This is a genomic window from Aliiroseovarius crassostreae (assembly GCF_049803815.1).
Taxonomy (GTDB): Bacteria; Pseudomonadota; Alphaproteobacteria; order Rhodobacterales; family Rhodobacteraceae; genus Aliiroseovarius; species Aliiroseovarius crassostreae_A.
This window is the reverse complement of sequence record NZ_JBNAGI010000001.1, coordinates 694,560-710,732: the sequence shown is the minus strand read 5'-3', so window position 1 is coordinate 710,732 and position 16,173 is coordinate 694,560. Positions and strand designations below refer to the sequence as shown.

Here is a 16,173-nt window from a genome sequence, read left to right as displayed (position 1 = left end):
GCCGAAAGGGCCAGATGGAAATCGGCGCTGAGCCAACTGATTGGCGTGGGCGGGGCTTGGCAAAGCGGGATTTCGCGGGCATCAAGGCGCCATGACACCCTTCGCACCCCATATGCAAATCGCCCTGTCCGAAGCGCGCGCCGCCCAAGCGCGGGGCGAAGTGCCGGTGGGGGCTGTGGTGGTGTCGCCTGACGGACAGATCGTCGCCCAGGCCGGCAATCGCACGCGGGAGCTGAATGACCCCTCGGCCCATGCAGAGATGCTGGCCCTTCGCGCGGCCTGTGCCGCTGCCGGGTCAGAACGCCTGCCCGATCATGATCTTTACGTCACGCTGGAACCCTGTCCGATGTGCGCCGCGGTGATTTCCGCCGCGCGCATTCGGCGGCTTTACTACGGCGCGTCCGATCCGAAATCCGGTGGCATTGCGCAGGGGCCGCGTGTCTTTGCCCATCCGCAGTCCCACCATGTGCCGGAAGTCTATGAGGGTATTTCCGAGGCGGAATGTGCGGCGCTTTTGACCGGGTTCTTCAAAGCCAGGCGGGGATAGGCATGGATCTGGCGCTGGCAATCCTGCCGATCCTTCTGACCCTGATGACCGGCTACGTGCTGGTCCAAACCGGGACGATCCCGCGCGCACATTGGCCCGCCATCGAAACCCTGTCCTTCCGCCTGCTGATCCCGGCAATCTTGCTGCGCATCATCTCGCAGGTCGATTTCAGCGCGGCCAGTGTCGGGCCCTTTGCGCTGGCACTGATGTGCACGGTCAGCGTTGCGGGCGGGGTGGTGCTTGCCCTGCGCCTGTTGCCGCAACGCCTGTTGCCCAACCCGTCTTTCACCACGCTGTTTCAATCGACCACGCGCTGGAACGGGTTTGTCGGGCTTGCGGCGGCAGAGCTGTTTCTGGGCCCCGAAGGCGTGGCGCTGATCGCGCTGGCCATGGCGGTGCTGGTCGCGCCTTTGAATGTGGTGAACGTGTCGGTCCTGGCCGCGTTTGGCCCGGGCAAGGCCTCTGCCCGTAAAATCGCGCTCGACATTGCGAAAAACCCTCTGGTGCAAGGCGGCGCGCTGGGGCTTCTGATCAACTTGTCCGGTCTGGCTCTCCCGAAACCGATTGATGACACGTTGGAACTGATTGGCCGGGCGGGGCTTGGCGTTGGGATCCTTGCCATCGGGGCAGGGATCTCGCTTAAACGTCTGTTGCTGCCCCATTGGCGCACGCTGCTGGGGGTCATGCTGCGCCCCGGGCTGACCGCCGGGGTCTTCCTTGTTCTGGCGCCCATCTTCAGCCTTACACCCGAAGAAACCCTGGCCGGAATCTTTGTCTTCGGTGTGTCCTGCGCCACCAACGGCTATGTAGTGGCGCGGCAGATGGGCGGTGACGCCGACCTCTATGCGGATGTGATGACCTGGCAGACGGTGCTGTCCCTCATCCTACTTCCCGCCACGGCAATCTGGTTGCTGCCCTGATAACGACCGTCTCCGGGCGGTGAAACCGAGCAGGGGCGCTATCCCCCACCTGTCCCCTACGAGGCTCGTTCCCCCCAGGATCTTTGGGGGTAAAAGAATGGCCCTCCTCTTTTTCTTGCGCCAAATACCTCGGGGTGAGCCGCGTAGGCGGCGAGGGGCAGCGCCCCTGCCGAGCGAAGCGAGGCTACGCCCAAGACTGTCGACCGTCAGGTCGCAAAGGCGCGGGAGCCCCCTTGCCTCAAATCTCGATTGCCCCCATCACCTCGGGCTCCACCACATTCACATCGGGCAACGCCGTTATCAACGCCTCTGCCGACTGCTCCAGGATCGGGAAGGTGCGATAGTGGCAGGGGATCACCGTCTTGAAATCAAAATACCGCTTTGCCGCGTATCCCGCACGCGCCATATCCATGGTGAAATGGCCGCCCGCGCATAGGATGCCGATATCGGGTTTGTGCAGATCCCCCATCCACGCCATGTCGGCCATGATATCCGTGTCACCCGACACATAGGTCACATGGCCGCCGCCGTCGATCATGAAGCCCGCTTCGCCACCGGTGTAAATCGGCCCGTTCGCCCCCGCCATGGACGAGCTGTGGGCCGCGTTTACCATGGTCACCTTGACCCCCAGCAGATCCACCGTGCCGCCCTTGTTGAAGCCCACCACCGGGATCTCATACTTGCCTTCCCACCAGCTCATCAGGTCGTAAATGCCCACGCAGGGGATTTCGAGCGTCCGGCAGATGTCCACCGCATCCCCCGCGTGATCGCCATGGCCGTGGGTCAACAGCACATGGGTCGCGCCCTGCAGGGCCTCGTCGCGCCGGTGTTCGGGAAACATCGGGTTGCCGGTCAGCCAGGGGTCGACCAGCAAAACCGCGTCGCCAATTTCAATCCGAAAGCCTGAATGGCCCAGCCATGTGATCTTCATGATATCCTCCCAACTCCGATCTGCCAGACCAGACTAACGCCTAATCCGCCCCTGTCACCCGTCTAACAGGTCGCAGGCGCTTGCCCCTTGGCCCCCCACGGGCTAAACGGGTCGCCAAATATCTCGCGAAACTCATCGGGGGTCCCCCATGTCGATCGACATCGAAACCGCGCGCAAGGTTGCGCATCTGGCCCGGATCAAGGTGGAAGAAGACCGCCTGCCGGAGCTTGCCGAAAATTTCAACGCCATCCTTGGCTTTATCGAACAGCTGAACGAAGTCGATGTCGAAGGCGTCGAACCGATGACCTCGGTCACGCCGATGCGCCTGAAACGCCGCGAAGATGTGGTGACCGATGGGGGCATGCCCGAAAAGGTGCTGTCCAACGCCCCCGATGCCCGCGAAGGGTTCTTTGCCGTGCCGAAGGTGGTGGAATAATGACCGAGCTGAACAAACTGACCATTGCCGACGCCCGCGACGCCCTGCGCAAGGGCGACCTGACCTCGGCAGAGCTGACCGACGCCTGTCTGACGGCGATCGAAGGCGCGGGTGCGCTGGGCGCGTTTGTGCACAACACCCCCGATCTGGCGCGCGAACAGGCCAAGGCGGCGGACGCCCGCCTTCAGGCCGGGGACGCGCCGGACATGTGCGGCATCCCGCTGGGCATCAAGGATCTCTTCTGCACCAAAGGCGTGCCCTCGCAGGCCGCGTCGAAGATCCTCGACGGCTTCACGCCCGAGTACGAATCGACCGTTTCGCAGAACCTGCTGGACAATGGCACCGTCATGCTGGGCAAGCTCAACATGGACGAATTTGCCATGGGCTCGTCGAACGAAACCTCCTGTTACGGCAACGCGGTCAACCCGTGGCGTCGTGGCAATGAAGACACCGCACTCACGCCGGGCGGCAGCTCGGGTGGGTCGGCCTCTGCCGTGGCCGCGGATCTCTGTCTGGCCGCCACCGGCACCGACACCGGCGGCTCGATCCGCCAGCCCGCCGCTTTCACCGGCATCACCGGGATCAAACCCACCTACGGGCGCTGCTCGCGCTGGGGGGTGGTGGCCTTTGCCTCGTCGCTGGATCAGGCGGGTCCGATGACCAAATCAGTGCGCGACGCGGCGATCATGCTCGAAGCGATGTGCGGCCATGACGCGAAAGACAGCACCAGCGCCGACCTGCCTGTGCCGAATTTCGAGGCCATGCTGACCGGCGACATCAAGGGCAAGAAAATCGGCATCCCGAAAGAATACCGCATGGACGGGATGCCCGAGGAAATCGAAACGCTCTGGGCCAAAGGGGCTGACATGCTGCGCGATGCGGGCGCCGAGATTGTCGATATCTCGCTGCCGCACACCAAATACGCGCTGCCGGCGTATTACGTGATTGCACCGGCTGAGGCATCGTCAAACCTTGCGCGCTATGACGGGGTGAAATACGGCCACCGCGCCACGCTGGAGGCGGGCGACGGCATCAACGACATGTATGAAAAGACCCGCGCCGAAGGGTTCGGGGCCGAGGTGCAGCGCCGCGTGATGGTCGGCACCTATGTGCTGTCCGCCGGTTTCTATGACGCCTATTACAACCGCGCCCGCCGCGTGCGCGCGCTGATCAAGAAAGACTTCGATGATGTCTTTGCCGCCGGTATTGACGCGATCCTGACCCCGGCGACCCCGTCGGCGGCCTTTGGCCTGGGCGAAATGGAAAACGCCGATCCTGTGAAGATGTATCTCAATGACGTCTTCACCGTGACCGTGAACCTTGCGGGCCTGCCCGGCATCTCGATCCCTGCCGGACTGGATGCCCAGGGCTTGCCGCTGGGGCTGCAACTGATTGGTCGGCCGTGGGAAGAAGGCGATCTGCTGAATATCGCTCATGAGGTCGAGGCCCGCGCAGGGTTTGTGGCGAAGCCTTCGAAATGGTGGTAAATACCGCCCCTCACAGGATGTGACGCTAAAGCGTTTCGACTTTAATCTGAGGCAGAGGAAAGTCGAAACGCAGCAAGAGATATCAATGTTGTGGGCGTTTCGGAATAAACATGTGTCTCAAGTTTATGCCGAAACGCTTTAAAAAAGGACGGCTCTGATGCGCAAACATGTTGGTCTGGTCATCGTAACGGTTTCCATGGCGGCGTTGACCGCCTGTGTCGATACGCGGATCCCTGACAGTGCGGCACATCTGCCCAACAAACCGGTTGATACAACCGTGCCGCTTTCGGCGATGGTCGAAGGCAGCACCGTGTCGACGCAGCCGCTGCAAAACGGGGCGGTGGTGGCGCTTTCCGCTGACGGAACGTCCGCTGCCCCCACCCCAACCAGCCCCGCGCCCAACAGCACCGGCATCTCGGACGAGCAGGATTTCCAGGCCGTGGCCGCGCGTGAAAGCATCGAAAGCGATGCCGCCCGCATCGCCAGCAACCGTGCCCAATACGAACAGGTGCAGCCCACCGCTGTGCCCGATCGCCCGAAAGGGGCAGGGGTGTCCATCGTCGATTACGCCCTCTCCACCACCAACACTGTGGGTGAGTCGCAGTATAAACGCTTCAGCCTCGGCGGGCAGAAACGATTTGATCGCAATTGCGCCAGCTATGGCTCGCCTGATATCGCGCAAGAGGCGTTCCTAAATGCAGGAGGCCCGCAGCGTGACCGGTACGGCATTGACCCGGATGGCGACGGCTTCGCCTGTGGTTGGAACCCGGCCCCCTTCCGCAATGTGCGTGCAGCCCCGACCCCCGTGCCCAGCAGCACGGGCGCGGTCAGCGCGGCGGATCTGGCCGCTGCCGGGATCACCGGCACACCAGAGGCCCCCGCCACCGCCCCCGCGGTGCCCCCCGCGCCGCTGCCGGGTGAGGCGCTGAATATCTCGTCCGAGTAAAATGACCACCCTGACTGTTTTTCCACGCCCGTCGCCCAATTTCGGGCCGCGGCGCGATGGGCTGCGCCCCACGCTGATCGTCCTGCACTACACCGCGATGGGCAGCGCCAAGGCCGCGTTGGAGCGGTTATGCGCGCCGGAATTCGAAGTCTCCGCCCATTACCTGATCTGCCGCACTGGCGCGCTGTATCAGCTCGTCGACGAAGAGATGCGCGCCTGGCACGCGGGCGCGGGCGAATGGGATGGAAACACCGACATCAATTCGCGCTCGATCGGGATCGAACTCGATAATGACGGGACCACGCCCTTTTCTGAGCCGCAGATGGCAGCGCTTGAGGCGCTGATGCCGGGCATCATGGCCCGCTGGACCATCCCACCCGAAGGCGTGATCGGCCACAGTGACATGGCCCCGGGCCGCAAGGCCGACCCCGGCCCGCGCTTTGACTGGGCGCGGCTTGCCCGGCAAGGCCTTGCAGCCCCGACCAGAAAAACACCCGCCGCAGAGCCACCCACCTGGGAAACCTTCCGCGTCCATGCCCGCGCTGCCGGATACACTGCTGACACAGACGACGACACATTGCTCGCCACCGTGCGCCTGCGCCATCGTCCCTGGGCCAAAGGTCCACTTGCCCCGGAAGACCTCTCAGCGCTGCCCGTTTGACCCGCCCGCCTCTTTTTCTTGTTTTAAATACCTCGGGGTTTGAGGGCTTCTTGGAATTGGTCCGGGGGATCAATTCGCCCGATAAACGGGCGGAGCCCTAGCCGTCATTGCTGCGAGGGGCTGCGCCCCTTTCCCGCGTTCAGGCTTGACCCGGCCCGTCGATATTCCTATCCCCTCCCTCACGCGGATGGCCGGATGACCGCGGGTGACTGGTGGGGCGTGCCTCATCGTGACGCGAGGAAAGTCCGGACTCCATAAGGCAACGGTGCCGGGTAACGCCCGGCGGGGGCAACCCCAGGGAAAGCGCCACAGAGATCAGACGGCCTGGCATGTCCGGGTCACGGTGAAACGGTGGGGTAAGAGCCCACCGCGCTTCTGGCAACAGCGGCGGCACGGCAAGCCCCACCGGGAGCAATGCCAAATAGGGATCGCAAGGAACGCAAGTTCCGGGGCTGCCTTGGCCCTTGCAGATTCGGGTTGGCAGCTTGAGCGTCCTGGCAACAGGCCGCCTAGAGGAATGGTCATCCAGGGTGTGGGGTCGCAAGATCCGGCACCCGGACAGAATCCGGCTTACAGGCCGTCCGCGTTTACACCCTGATTCTCGCCGGCCGGGGCTCCCGCGGGCGTCTTCCCTTTGGTCATTGCCCTTGGGCGTGGCCTCGCTTCGCTCGGTGGGGGCGCTGCCCCCGGCTTTCAGCCTCCCCCGGGATATTTTTACCCAGAAAATGAGGAAGGGGGCGGGTTTTCCGTGAATTGTACCGGGCTTTGCGGTTGACTCGCGGGCTGGGGGCGCTAAAAGGCGGGTTCCAGAGATACACCCGGGCACCCGCCCGTGCCCGATGAGGAGCAATTGATATGGCGAAGCCGACCACGATCAAGATCCGCCTGAACTCGACTGCGGATACCGGCCACTTTTATGTGACCAAGAAAAACGCACGCACCATGACCGAGAAAATGGTTGTGCGCAAATATGACCCCGTTGCCCGCAAGCACGTGGAATACAAGGAAGGCAAGATCAAGTAAGATCTGCTCATCCTACGGAAGAGGCCGTCCCGCTGGGGCGGCTTTTTGCGTTTTGGGGTTGCGATTTTTGGGTTTTGGGGCGCCGCCGACCGGTCTGCGGTCTGCGGTCTGCGGTCTGCGGTCTGCGGTCTGCGGATCAGCGGTGCAGGATCTGGTGGGCCACGCGCTGCCCCATGACATAATAGGTGTTCGGGGCCGGGTGAAACCCGTCTTCGGCCCACATTTCGGCGGTCATCGGCAGGTCGAAGGGCATGTAATCCGCCCCATGGTCCCGGGCATGGCGTTCCAGCGCCCGGTCATATCGCCGGGCTTGCAGCCCCAGCACCCAGCGCAACGGCTGTGGCAGCAGGGGAAAATGGCCCAGCGGCGGAATACCCGCGACAATCACGCGCCGCGCGCCCCAGTCTTCGCGCAGGTGGCGATAGAGTTCGGTGCGCAGTTGCAACAGCTTTTGCAACCGGATCTGGCTGGTGATGTCGTTCACCCCCAACACCACCAGCGCCACATCGAAAGGTTCGGGCGTTTGGGATTTCAGCAAGGGCAGGGTGGTGCGGGTGGTGTTTCCGGTGCGCGCGATCAATTTCCAGTCAACGGTGTAAGACCCCCCCAGCGCATGGGCAAGCTGGCCTGAAAGGGCCTCGGTTTGATGTTGGGCCCCCACCCCGGCAGCGGAACTGTCCCCGGCGATCAACAGTTTCAACACGGGCCCGGCCCCATACCTTCCCGCGCGATGCCCCCTCGGTTCGGGCAGGATGCGGGCGGTTTTGCGCACCTTCAGCGCCTGCGCCGTCAGAAGCGGGCTGAGCAGCAGCTTGGCGATGGTTTCCAGGATGGCAAACATGATTTTGCCTCACAAAAGAGGTGGGTCAAAAAAAGGGCCAGTCGTTGTGACCGGCCCTCGTGAATTTCGTATCAACGGCGCGGATCTTGCGATCCGGCGCGGTCAGGTCACGTCCAGCTTACTCGCGATTGCCGAGGAACTGCAGCAGGAACATGAACAGGTTGATGAAATCGAGATAGAGGCTGAGCGCCCCCATGATGGCCGATTTCGCCAGCCATTCGCTGTCCATCGCATGGGCGTGGGCCAGGTACTCGGTCTTGATCTTCTGCGTGTCATAGGCGGTCAGGCCGGCAAAGATCAGAACGCCAATCACCGATACGGCGAAGTGGATCATCGACGAGCCGATGAAAATGTTCACGATCGACGCGATGATAATGCCGATCAGACCCATCATCAGGAACGTGCCCATCGGCCCAAGGTCGCGCTTGGTGGTGTAGCCATAGAGGCTGAGACCCGCAAAGGCGATCGCGGTGATCAGGAAGGTCTGGGCGATGGAAATGCCGGTGAAGGCAGCAAAGATCCATGCCATCGACAGGCCCATCACGGCCGAGAACAGGTAGAAGAAGGTCTGGGCCCCAGCCGCCGACAGGCGGTTGATCGCGGCGCCAAATGCGAAGACCATGATCAGCGGCGCGAACATGACGATCCAGCCGAGGATATTCGGCGACAGGGTCACCGGATCGCGGAAAATCGACAGCAGAGCGTCGTTTGACCCAACAGCCCAGGCAACCCCGGCGGTCAGCAACAGACCCACTGACATGGTGCCATACACCTTGTTCATATGGGCGCGCAGCCCTTCGTCGATCGCGGCGCGTGTACCGACGCCGGAACGAATCGTGTCAAATTCAGCCATATTTGCCTCCAACAAATCTCATGTCGGCAGCCCCAAACGGAAACCGCCCTTAACCCCAATATCGGCAAGGGCGGCGGGTTTTTCAAGGGGATTGGCGTGTGTTTGACGCGTTAAATTGTTTCTGGATTAACACGTGTCCCAAGGGCCGGCAGAAACACCTATACCATTGATATCACGCGCCCTGTTTCGGTTTTCCCCTGTGCAGGGGGAAAGGGTGCAGGGGCAAAGGCGAAATGCCGAAATTATGGGCGATATTTGCTTAGCACACCCAGTGCGACGGCACGTCCCAGATCGGTTTTTGCGATTCCTGGTGCGCCTGGGCCGGGGTCACGCCGATATCATTCAGCTGCGTATCGCTCATGTCGGCCAGCACTTTGCGTTCGCTGCGGATCTGCAGGACGTAAGAGATCCAAGCGAGCAACGAGAAGCTGCGCTTTTGGGTGGGGGCATTGGTACAGGTTACAGCAGACATCTTCTCTACTCCTTTCTTGAAACGGATCATTTGACCCGTTAGCATCACATTTCTTGATCGTTATGACTCATTGCGATAGATAATGGAAATGAATGTTTATGGAATGACATATCAAGGAGTGTGATATGCCGAGAAATCTGGACATGACCGCCTTGCGCAGCTTCGCCACCGTGGCGGATGCCGGTGGGGTGACGCGGGCGGCGGGGCTGTTGAACCTCACGCAATCTGCGGTGTCGATGCAACTGAAGCGGCTTGAGGAAAGCCTGGGCCGCGCGCTTCTGGATCGCTCGGGCCGGGGGGTGACGCTGACCGCGGATGGCGAGCAGCTTCTGGGTTATGCCCGCCGGATGCTCAACCTGAATGACGAGGTGTTTTCGCGGCTCACCGACCACGCCTATGAGGGCGAGATTGTCCTGGGCGTGCCGTCAGACGTGGTTTATCCGGCCATTCCCAAAGTGCTGAAAACCTTCCACGCGGAATATCCGCGCATGAAGGTGCAGCTGATTTCATCCTATACCAGCCGGTTGAAATCCATGTTCGCGCGCGGCGAATGTGACATCATCCTGACCACGGAAGACACACTGGATGGGGGCGGAGAAACCCTGACAACCCTGCCTTTGGTCTGGGTTGGTGCCCCCGATGGGTTGGCGTGGAAAATGCGCCCGCTGCGCCTGGCGTTTCAGCATGGTTGCATCTTTCGCACCAGCGCACAGAAGGCGCTGGATGATGTGGGGATTGCCTGGGAAATGGCGGTCGAGAGCGATTCGACCCGCACCATCGAGGCGTCGCTTTCTGCCGACCTTGCCGTCCATGCCGTGATCGACGGCACAACCTCGGCCCAACTGGAGGTGATCGATCATGGCGGCGCACTGCCCGAACTCAAAACCACCAATGTGAACATGTATGCCGCCGAAAGCACCAAGGATCAGGCGTCCACCGACCTGCTCGCGCTGATCCGCACGGCGTTTTTGGATTTGTGAGGGGGGCATCGATCCAGAGGGCTAGTAGTTCCGGGCCGAAAGGGCGCAGCCTATTGAGGTGGAAAGATATTTGGAAGCACAAACATCACAAATAGGCCAATTGAGTTTACTGCGTATAAAAAGCGCGCGGCTTTCTGTTCCGTTGAATAGCCGTCTGTATCGTGTCGCAGGAAAAGCTGAACAAATCTCCCCATAAGATCTTGAGGATTGTGATCATCTGCGACGCGTTCTGAAAGAGTTGGTATTTTGGCTAGCTCGCAAAAGAAATCATTGAGTGCAAGCAATGGATCGGTGAGACCCACAAACATTGGGGGACGCCAGGGCCATATCGGGTGCAGCCGAAAACCGCTCAAATACAAGCCCAAGACTGCTGCGGCCAAGAAAGGTAAATTTATCACTGACTTTTGCCCCCTTTCAGACTGCATCCCTAACACAACGTTGACTCGCACTGACTACAAAACAACTTATCCTCACTCCTCCCCCATCGTCACAACAACCTTGCCGGTTGATTTGCGCGCCCGCAAAAGCTCCAGCGCGTCCAGTGCTTGCTCCAGCGGGAAGGTCTGGCCCACATGGGGTTTCAGCTTGCCGTCGACATGCCATTGAAACAGCTGGCGCAGGCTGTCCACCACCACGTCGGGGGCAAATTTCAGGTAGCCGCCCCAGTAAAGCCCGATCGCGGTGATGTTTTTCACCAGCATGTGGTTGGGTTTCAGATTGGGCATGTCGCCCGAGGCAAAGCCGATGAACAGGAACCGCCCATCCGGGTTCATCGCGCGAAACGCCGCTTCGCCCTGCGCGCCACCCACCGCGTCATAAACCACATCCGCGCCACCCAGCGTTTTCACCACTTCGCGAATGTCTTCGCTGTCGCTGTCGATCACATGGTCGGCCCCGGCCTCTTTGCAGATCGCCAGCTTCTCGGCCCCGCGTGCGCAGGCAATCACAGTGGCGCCCATCAGCTTGCCGATCTCAACCGCGGTCAGGCCGACGCCACCCGCAGCGCCCAGCACCAATAGCGTCTCACCCGGTTGCAACCGCGCCTTGTAGTCCAGCGCCAGATGGCTGGTGCCATAAGCGATCTGGAAGGCGGCGGCGTCGATGAAACTCATCCCATCAGGCAGGGGCACACAGCGGTTTGCGTCAAATACACCCCGCTCAGCCAACCCACCAAAGCCGGAAAACACCGCCACCCGGTCGCCTTCGGCAAACCCATCCACGTCAGGTCCAACCGCACGCACCACACCTGCGGGCTCCATGCCCAGCACGGTCGGCAGGTCGGGCCGTTCCTGGTATTTGCCGCGTGACATCAGGAGGTCGGCAAAGTTCAACCCGCAGGCCTTGATCTCCACCAGCACCTGCCCGGCATTGGCAGGCGCGGGCGGCTGAACCTGTACCAGCTGAGGCTGTCCCGTATGGTCGGTGATCTGAATGGCGCGCATGTCCCCTCCTGCAATGCTGAACCTGTTTTGGCAGGATCCTATCGGATCAATGCTGCAGGTGCGAGAAGATTTGATCTGCCACTCGGATTTGCCGGATCGGGCGCGCGCTCACTGAATGGTGATCACCCTGGGGGATGTTTTGCAAAATGCAAAACACGCAAAAGTAGAGTATAGAAATCATCTGAATAGGTATTAAATATCAATGGATTGCATATCCAGGCCCTGTATCAACCCCACGCAAACAAGGCCACGAGTTGAGCGTTCTGTCCAAAAAGACAGGTTGTGGTTGTGGGCCGCATTATGGTTCTTGAATATACGCAATCTAAGTAACGAGGAGCAAGCCGATGAAACATCCTGTGGATGTGCATGTTGGTAAACGTATTCGTCACCGTCGTTGGATGGTGGGGATGACCCAACAGCAACTGGCCGAAAAAGTTGGTATCAAATTTCAACAAATTCAAAAATATGAAACCGGTATGAACCGCGTGTCGGCCTCCCGCCTTTGGGATATCTCGGCCGCTTTGTCGGTGCCGATCGGCTTTTATTTCGAAGGGCTGGAAAACAGCGCTGCAGAAGGGGAACAGAACCTTCCCAGCGACATTCTGGCCGATAAAGAAGCCCTGGAACTGGTGCGCAGCTATTACGCCATTCCGGAAAACCAGCGCCGTCGCCTGTTTGAACTGGCACGTGTCCTGTCCGACGCCGCGTGATCCCAATCCCGAGCGGGTGCCGCTTGACGCACCCCGCCCGTCCCCGTATCGGATCATAAGATCACGCTGGAAGGGCCGGGATGACGATGTTGAATGATGAGACCCGCAAAGACCTGACACGCGTCGCAGAAGCCCTGGCTGATGCGGCGCGTTTGGCTGTCTTGCCCTATTTCCGTGCCGACGGGCTTGATGCCGATAACAAGCTTGATGCAGGTTTTGATCCCGTCACCGAAGGCGACCGCGCGGCAGAAAAGGCCATGCGGGAGCTGTTGGCTGTACTGCGTCCCGATGATGGCATTCTGGGTGAGGAGTTTGGCACCACCCAGGGCCGCTCTGGCCTGACCTGGGTCTTGGATCCCATTGATGGCACACGAGGATTTATCTCCGGCACCCCCACCTGGGGCGTGCTGATCGCGGTGGGCGATGACACTGGCCCGAAACTCGGCGTGATTGACCAGCCTTATATCAAAGAGCGGTTCCTCGGCGGCTTCGGCGCCGCTTGGGTGGATGGCCCGCTGGGGCGTCGTGGCCTGAAAACCCGCGGGGCCCGCCCGCTGGCAGAGGCCACAATCCTCACCACCTTCCCCGAAGTCGGTGACACCGTCGAACAAACCGCCTTTCACGATCTCGCGGCCCAGTGCCGCCTGACCCGCTATGGTATGGATTGCTATGGCTATGCACTGGTTGCGGCCGGGCAAGTGGATCTGGTGGTCGAGGCGGGGTTGCAAGCCTATGACATTCAGGGACCAATGGCCGTGGTGCAGGCCGCGGGCGGCATCGTGACCAACTGGCAGGGCGGCCCGGCGCATCAAGGCGGGCGCGTGGTCGCCGCCGCCAATGCCGACATCCACGCCGCCGCGCTGGAAACCCTCTCCAGGGCCTGAGCGCCGTGATCACGTCCCTACGGATAGGCTCATTTTCTGGTTGAAAATATCCTGGGGGAGGGCCGAAGGCCCGGGGGCAAAGCCCCTATTCCCGGGGCAAACCCCGAAACGCTGTATTGATGACAGGCCGAGCGAAGCGAGGCCACCCCCAAGCCTGTCGCCCGAAGGGCGTAAAGGCGCGGGAGGGATCCGGTTCAGATGAGCTTTTTCCCACCGACCCAGACCGAGCGGATCGCCCGGTCATCCCCCATCATGATGGTGGGAAACAACGCCTGCCACAGATCCTCCGCCCGCGCGGCACGCTGGGCAATCGCCGGGGTGGAGGCCAGGTCAATCACCGTCAGATCCGCCTCATATCCCGGGGCAAGGGTGCCGATGGTATCGCCCATCTGGATGGCCCGCGCAGATCCTGCGGTGGCCAGCCACCACAATTGCGCCGGATGCAGAGGGGTGCCCGCCAGCTGCCCGACCTCGTACGCCGCCGCCATGGTGCGCAGCATCGAAAAGCTCGACCCGCCGCCGGTGTCTGTGGCCAGCCCGATGCGGTGCCCTGACGCCATCAGACCTGACATGTCAAACAACCCCGATCCGATGAACATATTTGAGGTGGGGCAATGGATCAGGCTGGCCTCCATTTCGCGCAGCCGGTCCCGTTCGCGTTCGGTCAGGTGGATGGCATGGCCAAACAGCGCCCCGTCGCGGGCCAGTCCAAAGCTTTCATACACATCCAGATAATCGCGGGCTTTGGGAAACAGATCCTGAACCCAGGCAATCTCCTCGTGCTGTTCGCTGATATGGGTCTGCATCAGCACCTCGGGGTGTTCCGCCCACAGCGCGCCAAGCGCCTCAAGCTGTTCGGGTGTCGAGGTCGGCGCAAATCGCGGCGTGATCACATAAGACAACCGGTCCACCCCATGCCACTTGACCAAAAGCGCCTTGCTGTCGTCATAGGCGGACTGCGCCGTGTCGATCAACGTGTCAGGCGCGTTGCGATCCATACAGGTCTTGCCGCCCAGAACCCGCATCCCGCGCGCCTGTGCTGCGGTGAAATAGGCGTCGACGCTTTCAGGATGGATGGTGCAATAGCTGACCGTGGTGGTGGTGCCCGCCGCGGTCACCAGGTCGAAATAGGTGTTCGCAATGTCATCCGCGTGCGCCCGGTCGCCAAACCGGCTTTCTTCCGGAAAGGTGTAACTGTTCAGCCAGTCAATCAACCGCTTGCCCCAGGACGCGATGATGGCGGTCTGCGGATAATGCACATGGGCGTCGATAAACCCCGGTGAAATCAAAGCGTTGCCGTAATCCTGAACGTGGGCGTCCGGGTGGGCTGCGCGCAGATCATCGGCCGGGCCGACCGCGGCGATCTTGCCGCCCTCCACGAGCACCGCACCCCTTTCGTGATGGGTCACCGCCTCGGTCGGGCGGGTGGTGAACGGGTCCTCGGTAAAACTCAGGGTCTGGCCCAAAAGCAGCTGCATGGCACGCTTCCCAATATGATGTCCATTGTTAACAATCGGCGCCCACCAACCTACGCCCGAAAAATTAACACCGCAATGGTCCGCTTTGCCCCCTTTGCTGGTTCACTTGCCCCCGCCCATGCCCTATGGTCAGGCCAAACCGGCAGGAGGGCAGCAGATGTTGGATGACCAGACCACAGATGACGTGCAGCCCGGGGATGGCGATTACCGGCTGGACCGTGGCGTCTTTGGCTCGGTCAAAACCGCATTGGATGCCGAAGATGCCGGCGCGCTGGCCCTGGCGCTGGCCCCGCTGCACCCCGCCGATATCGCCGACCTTATGGAACAGCTGTCGTCGGATGACCGCGAAGCGTTTGTGCGCCTGTATGGCAGCGAGTTTGATGGGGAAGTGCTCACCGAACTCGAAGAGGGGCTGCGCGAAGACATCATTTCCTACATGGCGCCCGAGGTCTTTGCCGAAGCGGTGCGCGAGCTGGAAACCGATGATGTCGTCGACCTGATCGAAGACCTCGACGAGCCCCATACCGAGGCCGCCCTTGAGGCGCTGGATGATGATGACCGGGTGGTGGTGGAACAGTCGCTGTCCTACCCCGAGGAATCCGCGGGCCGTTTGATGCAACGCGAACTGGTGGTGGCGCCGGAACATTGGAATGTCGGTCAAACCATTGATTTCCTGCGCAATCAGGACGACCTGCCGGAGCAATTCTATCACGTGATTCTGGTCGATCCGCGCATGCGACCCACCGGTTACGTCACCCTTGGTCGCCTGATGGGCAGCAAGCGGGCAACCGCGATGACCGATATCATCGAAGACAGTTTCCGCACCATCCCCGTGCTGCAGGACGAAGGCGAAGTGGCCTATGCGTTCAACCAGTACCACCTGATCTCCGCCCCGGTGGTGGATGAAGATGACCGTCTGGTTGGCGTGATCACCATCGATGACGCGATGGGGATCCTGGACGAAGAACACGAAGAAGACATTCTGCGGCTTGCCGGTGTGGGTGAGGAAAGCTCGCTGTCGGACCGGGTGATCGAAACAACCAAACGGCGCTTCCCCTGGCTTGCCGTGAACCTGGTGACGTCGATCATGGCCTCGCTGGTGATTGCCCAGTTCGATGCGGTTATTGCGCAGTTCGTGGCGCTGGCGGTCCTGATGCCGATTGTCGCCTCGATGGGCGGAAATGCGGGCACCCAATCGCTGACCGTGGCGGTGCGCGCGCTGGCCACCAAAGACCTGACCACCGGGAACGTGTGGCGCGTGATCCGGCGCGAAGCGATTGTGGGGTTGGTCAACGGGGTGATCTTTGCCGTGGTCATGGGCATCGTTGGTGTGATCTGGTTTGGCACACCGCTGCTGGGCGTCGTCATCGGCGTTGCGATGGTCGTGAACCTTGTGGTGGCCGGGCTGGCAGGGGTTATGATCCCGGTGGCATTGGAACGGTTGGACATCGACCCGGCGCTCGCCTCTGGCGCGTTTGTGACCACGGTCACGGATGTGGTTGGCTTCTTCGCGTTCCTGGGCCTTGCTGCCGTGATGCTTATCTGACCCTTCCTGACCATGG

17 protein-coding genes and 1 other RNA gene are annotated in these 16,173 nt (G+C 61.3%); 12 read left to right on the top strand and 6 right to left on the bottom strand.

What is annotated here, in order from left to right; all coding sequences use genetic code 11:
• Window positions 1-91: 91 nt before the first annotated feature.
• Window positions 92-547: a nucleoside deaminase gene (locus tag ACP15V_RS03430; protein ID WP_424942277.1), complete on the top strand. Its 456-nt coding sequence runs from the start codon at window positions 92-94 to the stop codon at window positions 545-547.
• A 2-nt stretch (window positions 548-549) separates the two neighbouring features.
• Entirely contained in the window at window positions 550-1,467 is a 918-nt protein-coding gene (locus tag ACP15V_RS03425; RefSeq protein WP_424942276.1) for an AEC family transporter, read from the top strand.
• Window positions 1,468-1,705: 238 nt separating this feature from the next.
• Here ACP15V_RS03425 and ACP15V_RS03420 read toward each other — a convergent pair whose 3' ends face one another.
• Entirely contained in the window at window positions 1,706-2,398 is a 693-nt protein-coding gene (locus ACP15V_RS03420) for a metal-dependent hydrolase (protein ID WP_424942275.1), read from the bottom strand.
• A gap of 148 nt (window positions 2,399-2,546) precedes the next feature.
• Here ACP15V_RS03420 and gatC point away from each other — a divergent pair, with 148 nt between their 5' ends.
• The 6 genes from gatC to rpmG all read left to right on the top strand — a co-directional run bounded on the left by gatC (window position 2,547) and on the right by rpmG (window position 6,951).
• On the top strand, window positions 2,547-2,834 hold the full coding sequence (gatC, locus tag ACP15V_RS03415; RefSeq protein ID WP_424942274.1) for an Asp-tRNA(Asn)/Glu-tRNA(Gln) amidotransferase subunit GatC: 288 nt from the start codon (window positions 2,547-2,549) through the stop codon (window positions 2,832-2,834).
• Complete coding sequence (gatA, locus tag ACP15V_RS03410; RefSeq protein ID WP_424942273.1) at window positions 2,834-4,321, top strand: Asp-tRNA(Asn)/Glu-tRNA(Gln) amidotransferase subunit GatA; 1,488 nt, start codon at window positions 2,834-2,836, stop codon at window positions 4,319-4,321. The genes gatC and gatA overlap by 1 nt, the downstream gene beginning before the upstream one ends.
• Window positions 4,322-4,478: 157 nt before the next feature.
• The gene (locus ACP15V_RS03405; protein ID WP_424942272.1) at window positions 4,479-5,267 is read left to right on the top strand and encodes a hypothetical protein; all 789 of its coding nucleotides are present in this window, start codon (window positions 4,479-4,481) and stop codon (window positions 5,265-5,267) included.
• Between the two features lies 1 nt (window position 5,268).
• On the top strand, window positions 5,269-5,928 hold the full coding sequence (locus tag ACP15V_RS03400; protein ID WP_424942271.1) for an N-acetylmuramoyl-L-alanine amidase: 660 nt from the start codon (window positions 5,269-5,271) through the stop codon (window positions 5,926-5,928).
• Window positions 5,929-6,111: 183 nt separating this feature from the next.
• Window positions 6,112-6,517: RNase P RNA component class A (rnpB, locus tag ACP15V_RS03395), an RNA gene on the top strand.
• Between the two features lie 266 nt (window positions 6,518-6,783).
• Window positions 6,784-6,951: a 50S ribosomal protein L33 gene (gene rpmG, locus ACP15V_RS03390; RefSeq protein WP_012179442.1), complete on the top strand. Its 168-nt coding sequence runs from the start codon at window positions 6,784-6,786 to the stop codon at window positions 6,949-6,951.
• A gap of 136 nt (window positions 6,952-7,087) precedes the next feature.
• Here rpmG and ACP15V_RS03385 read toward each other — a convergent pair whose 3' ends face one another.
• From ACP15V_RS03385 to ACP15V_RS03375, 3 genes are all read right to left on the bottom strand, one after another.
• Entirely contained in the window at window positions 7,088-7,792 is a 705-nt protein-coding gene (locus ACP15V_RS03385; protein WP_424942270.1) for an SGNH/GDSL hydrolase family protein, read from the bottom strand.
• A 118-nt stretch (window positions 7,793-7,910) separates the two neighbouring features.
• On the bottom strand, window positions 7,911-8,645 hold the full coding sequence (locus ACP15V_RS03380) for a Bax inhibitor-1/YccA family protein (RefSeq protein ID WP_424942269.1): 735 nt from the start codon (window positions 8,643-8,645) through the stop codon (window positions 7,911-7,913).
• Window positions 8,646-8,904: 259 nt separating this feature from the next.
• On the bottom strand, window positions 8,905-9,117 hold the full coding sequence (locus ACP15V_RS03375; protein ID WP_424942268.1) for a DUF1127 domain-containing protein: 213 nt from the start codon (window positions 9,115-9,117) through the stop codon (window positions 8,905-8,907).
• A 125-nt stretch (window positions 9,118-9,242) separates the two neighbouring features.
• Between ACP15V_RS03375 and ACP15V_RS03370 the strand changes: the two genes are divergently transcribed.
• Window positions 9,243-10,097, top strand: a complete 855-nt coding sequence (locus tag ACP15V_RS03370; RefSeq protein ID WP_424942267.1) for a LysR family transcriptional regulator — start codon at window positions 9,243-9,245, stop codon at window positions 10,095-10,097.
• A 470-nt stretch (window positions 10,098-10,567) separates the two neighbouring features.
• Here ACP15V_RS03370 and ACP15V_RS03365 read toward each other — a convergent pair whose 3' ends face one another.
• A complete protein-coding gene (locus tag ACP15V_RS03365; protein WP_424942266.1) occupies window positions 10,568-11,539 on the bottom strand; it encodes an NADPH:quinone oxidoreductase family protein in 972 nt (323 codons plus the stop codon).
• Between the two features lie 344 nt (window positions 11,540-11,883).
• Between ACP15V_RS03365 and ACP15V_RS03360 the strand changes: the two genes are divergently transcribed.
• Window positions 11,884-12,249 (top strand): helix-turn-helix domain-containing protein, encoded by a 366-nt coding sequence (locus tag ACP15V_RS03360; protein ID WP_424942265.1) that lies wholly within the window; start codon window positions 11,884-11,886, stop codon window positions 12,247-12,249.
• Between the two features lie 80 nt (window positions 12,250-12,329).
• The gene (locus ACP15V_RS03355) at window positions 12,330-13,133 is read left to right on the top strand and encodes an inositol monophosphatase family protein (protein ID WP_424942264.1); all 804 of its coding nucleotides are present in this window, start codon (window positions 12,330-12,332) and stop codon (window positions 13,131-13,133) included.
• 194 nt (window positions 13,134-13,327) lie between these two features.
• Here the strand turns inward: ACP15V_RS03355 and guaD are convergent, their stop codons facing one another.
• Complete coding sequence (gene guaD / locus ACP15V_RS03350) at window positions 13,328-14,611, bottom strand: guanine deaminase (RefSeq protein WP_424942263.1); 1,284 nt, start codon at window positions 14,609-14,611, stop codon at window positions 13,328-13,330.
• A gap of 157 nt (window positions 14,612-14,768) precedes the next feature.
• Here guaD and mgtE point away from each other — a divergent pair, with 157 nt between their 5' ends.
• Complete coding sequence (mgtE, locus tag ACP15V_RS03345) at window positions 14,769-16,157, top strand: magnesium transporter (RefSeq protein WP_424942262.1); 1,389 nt, start codon at window positions 14,769-14,771, stop codon at window positions 16,155-16,157.
• Window positions 16,158-16,173 lie beyond the last annotated feature (16 nt).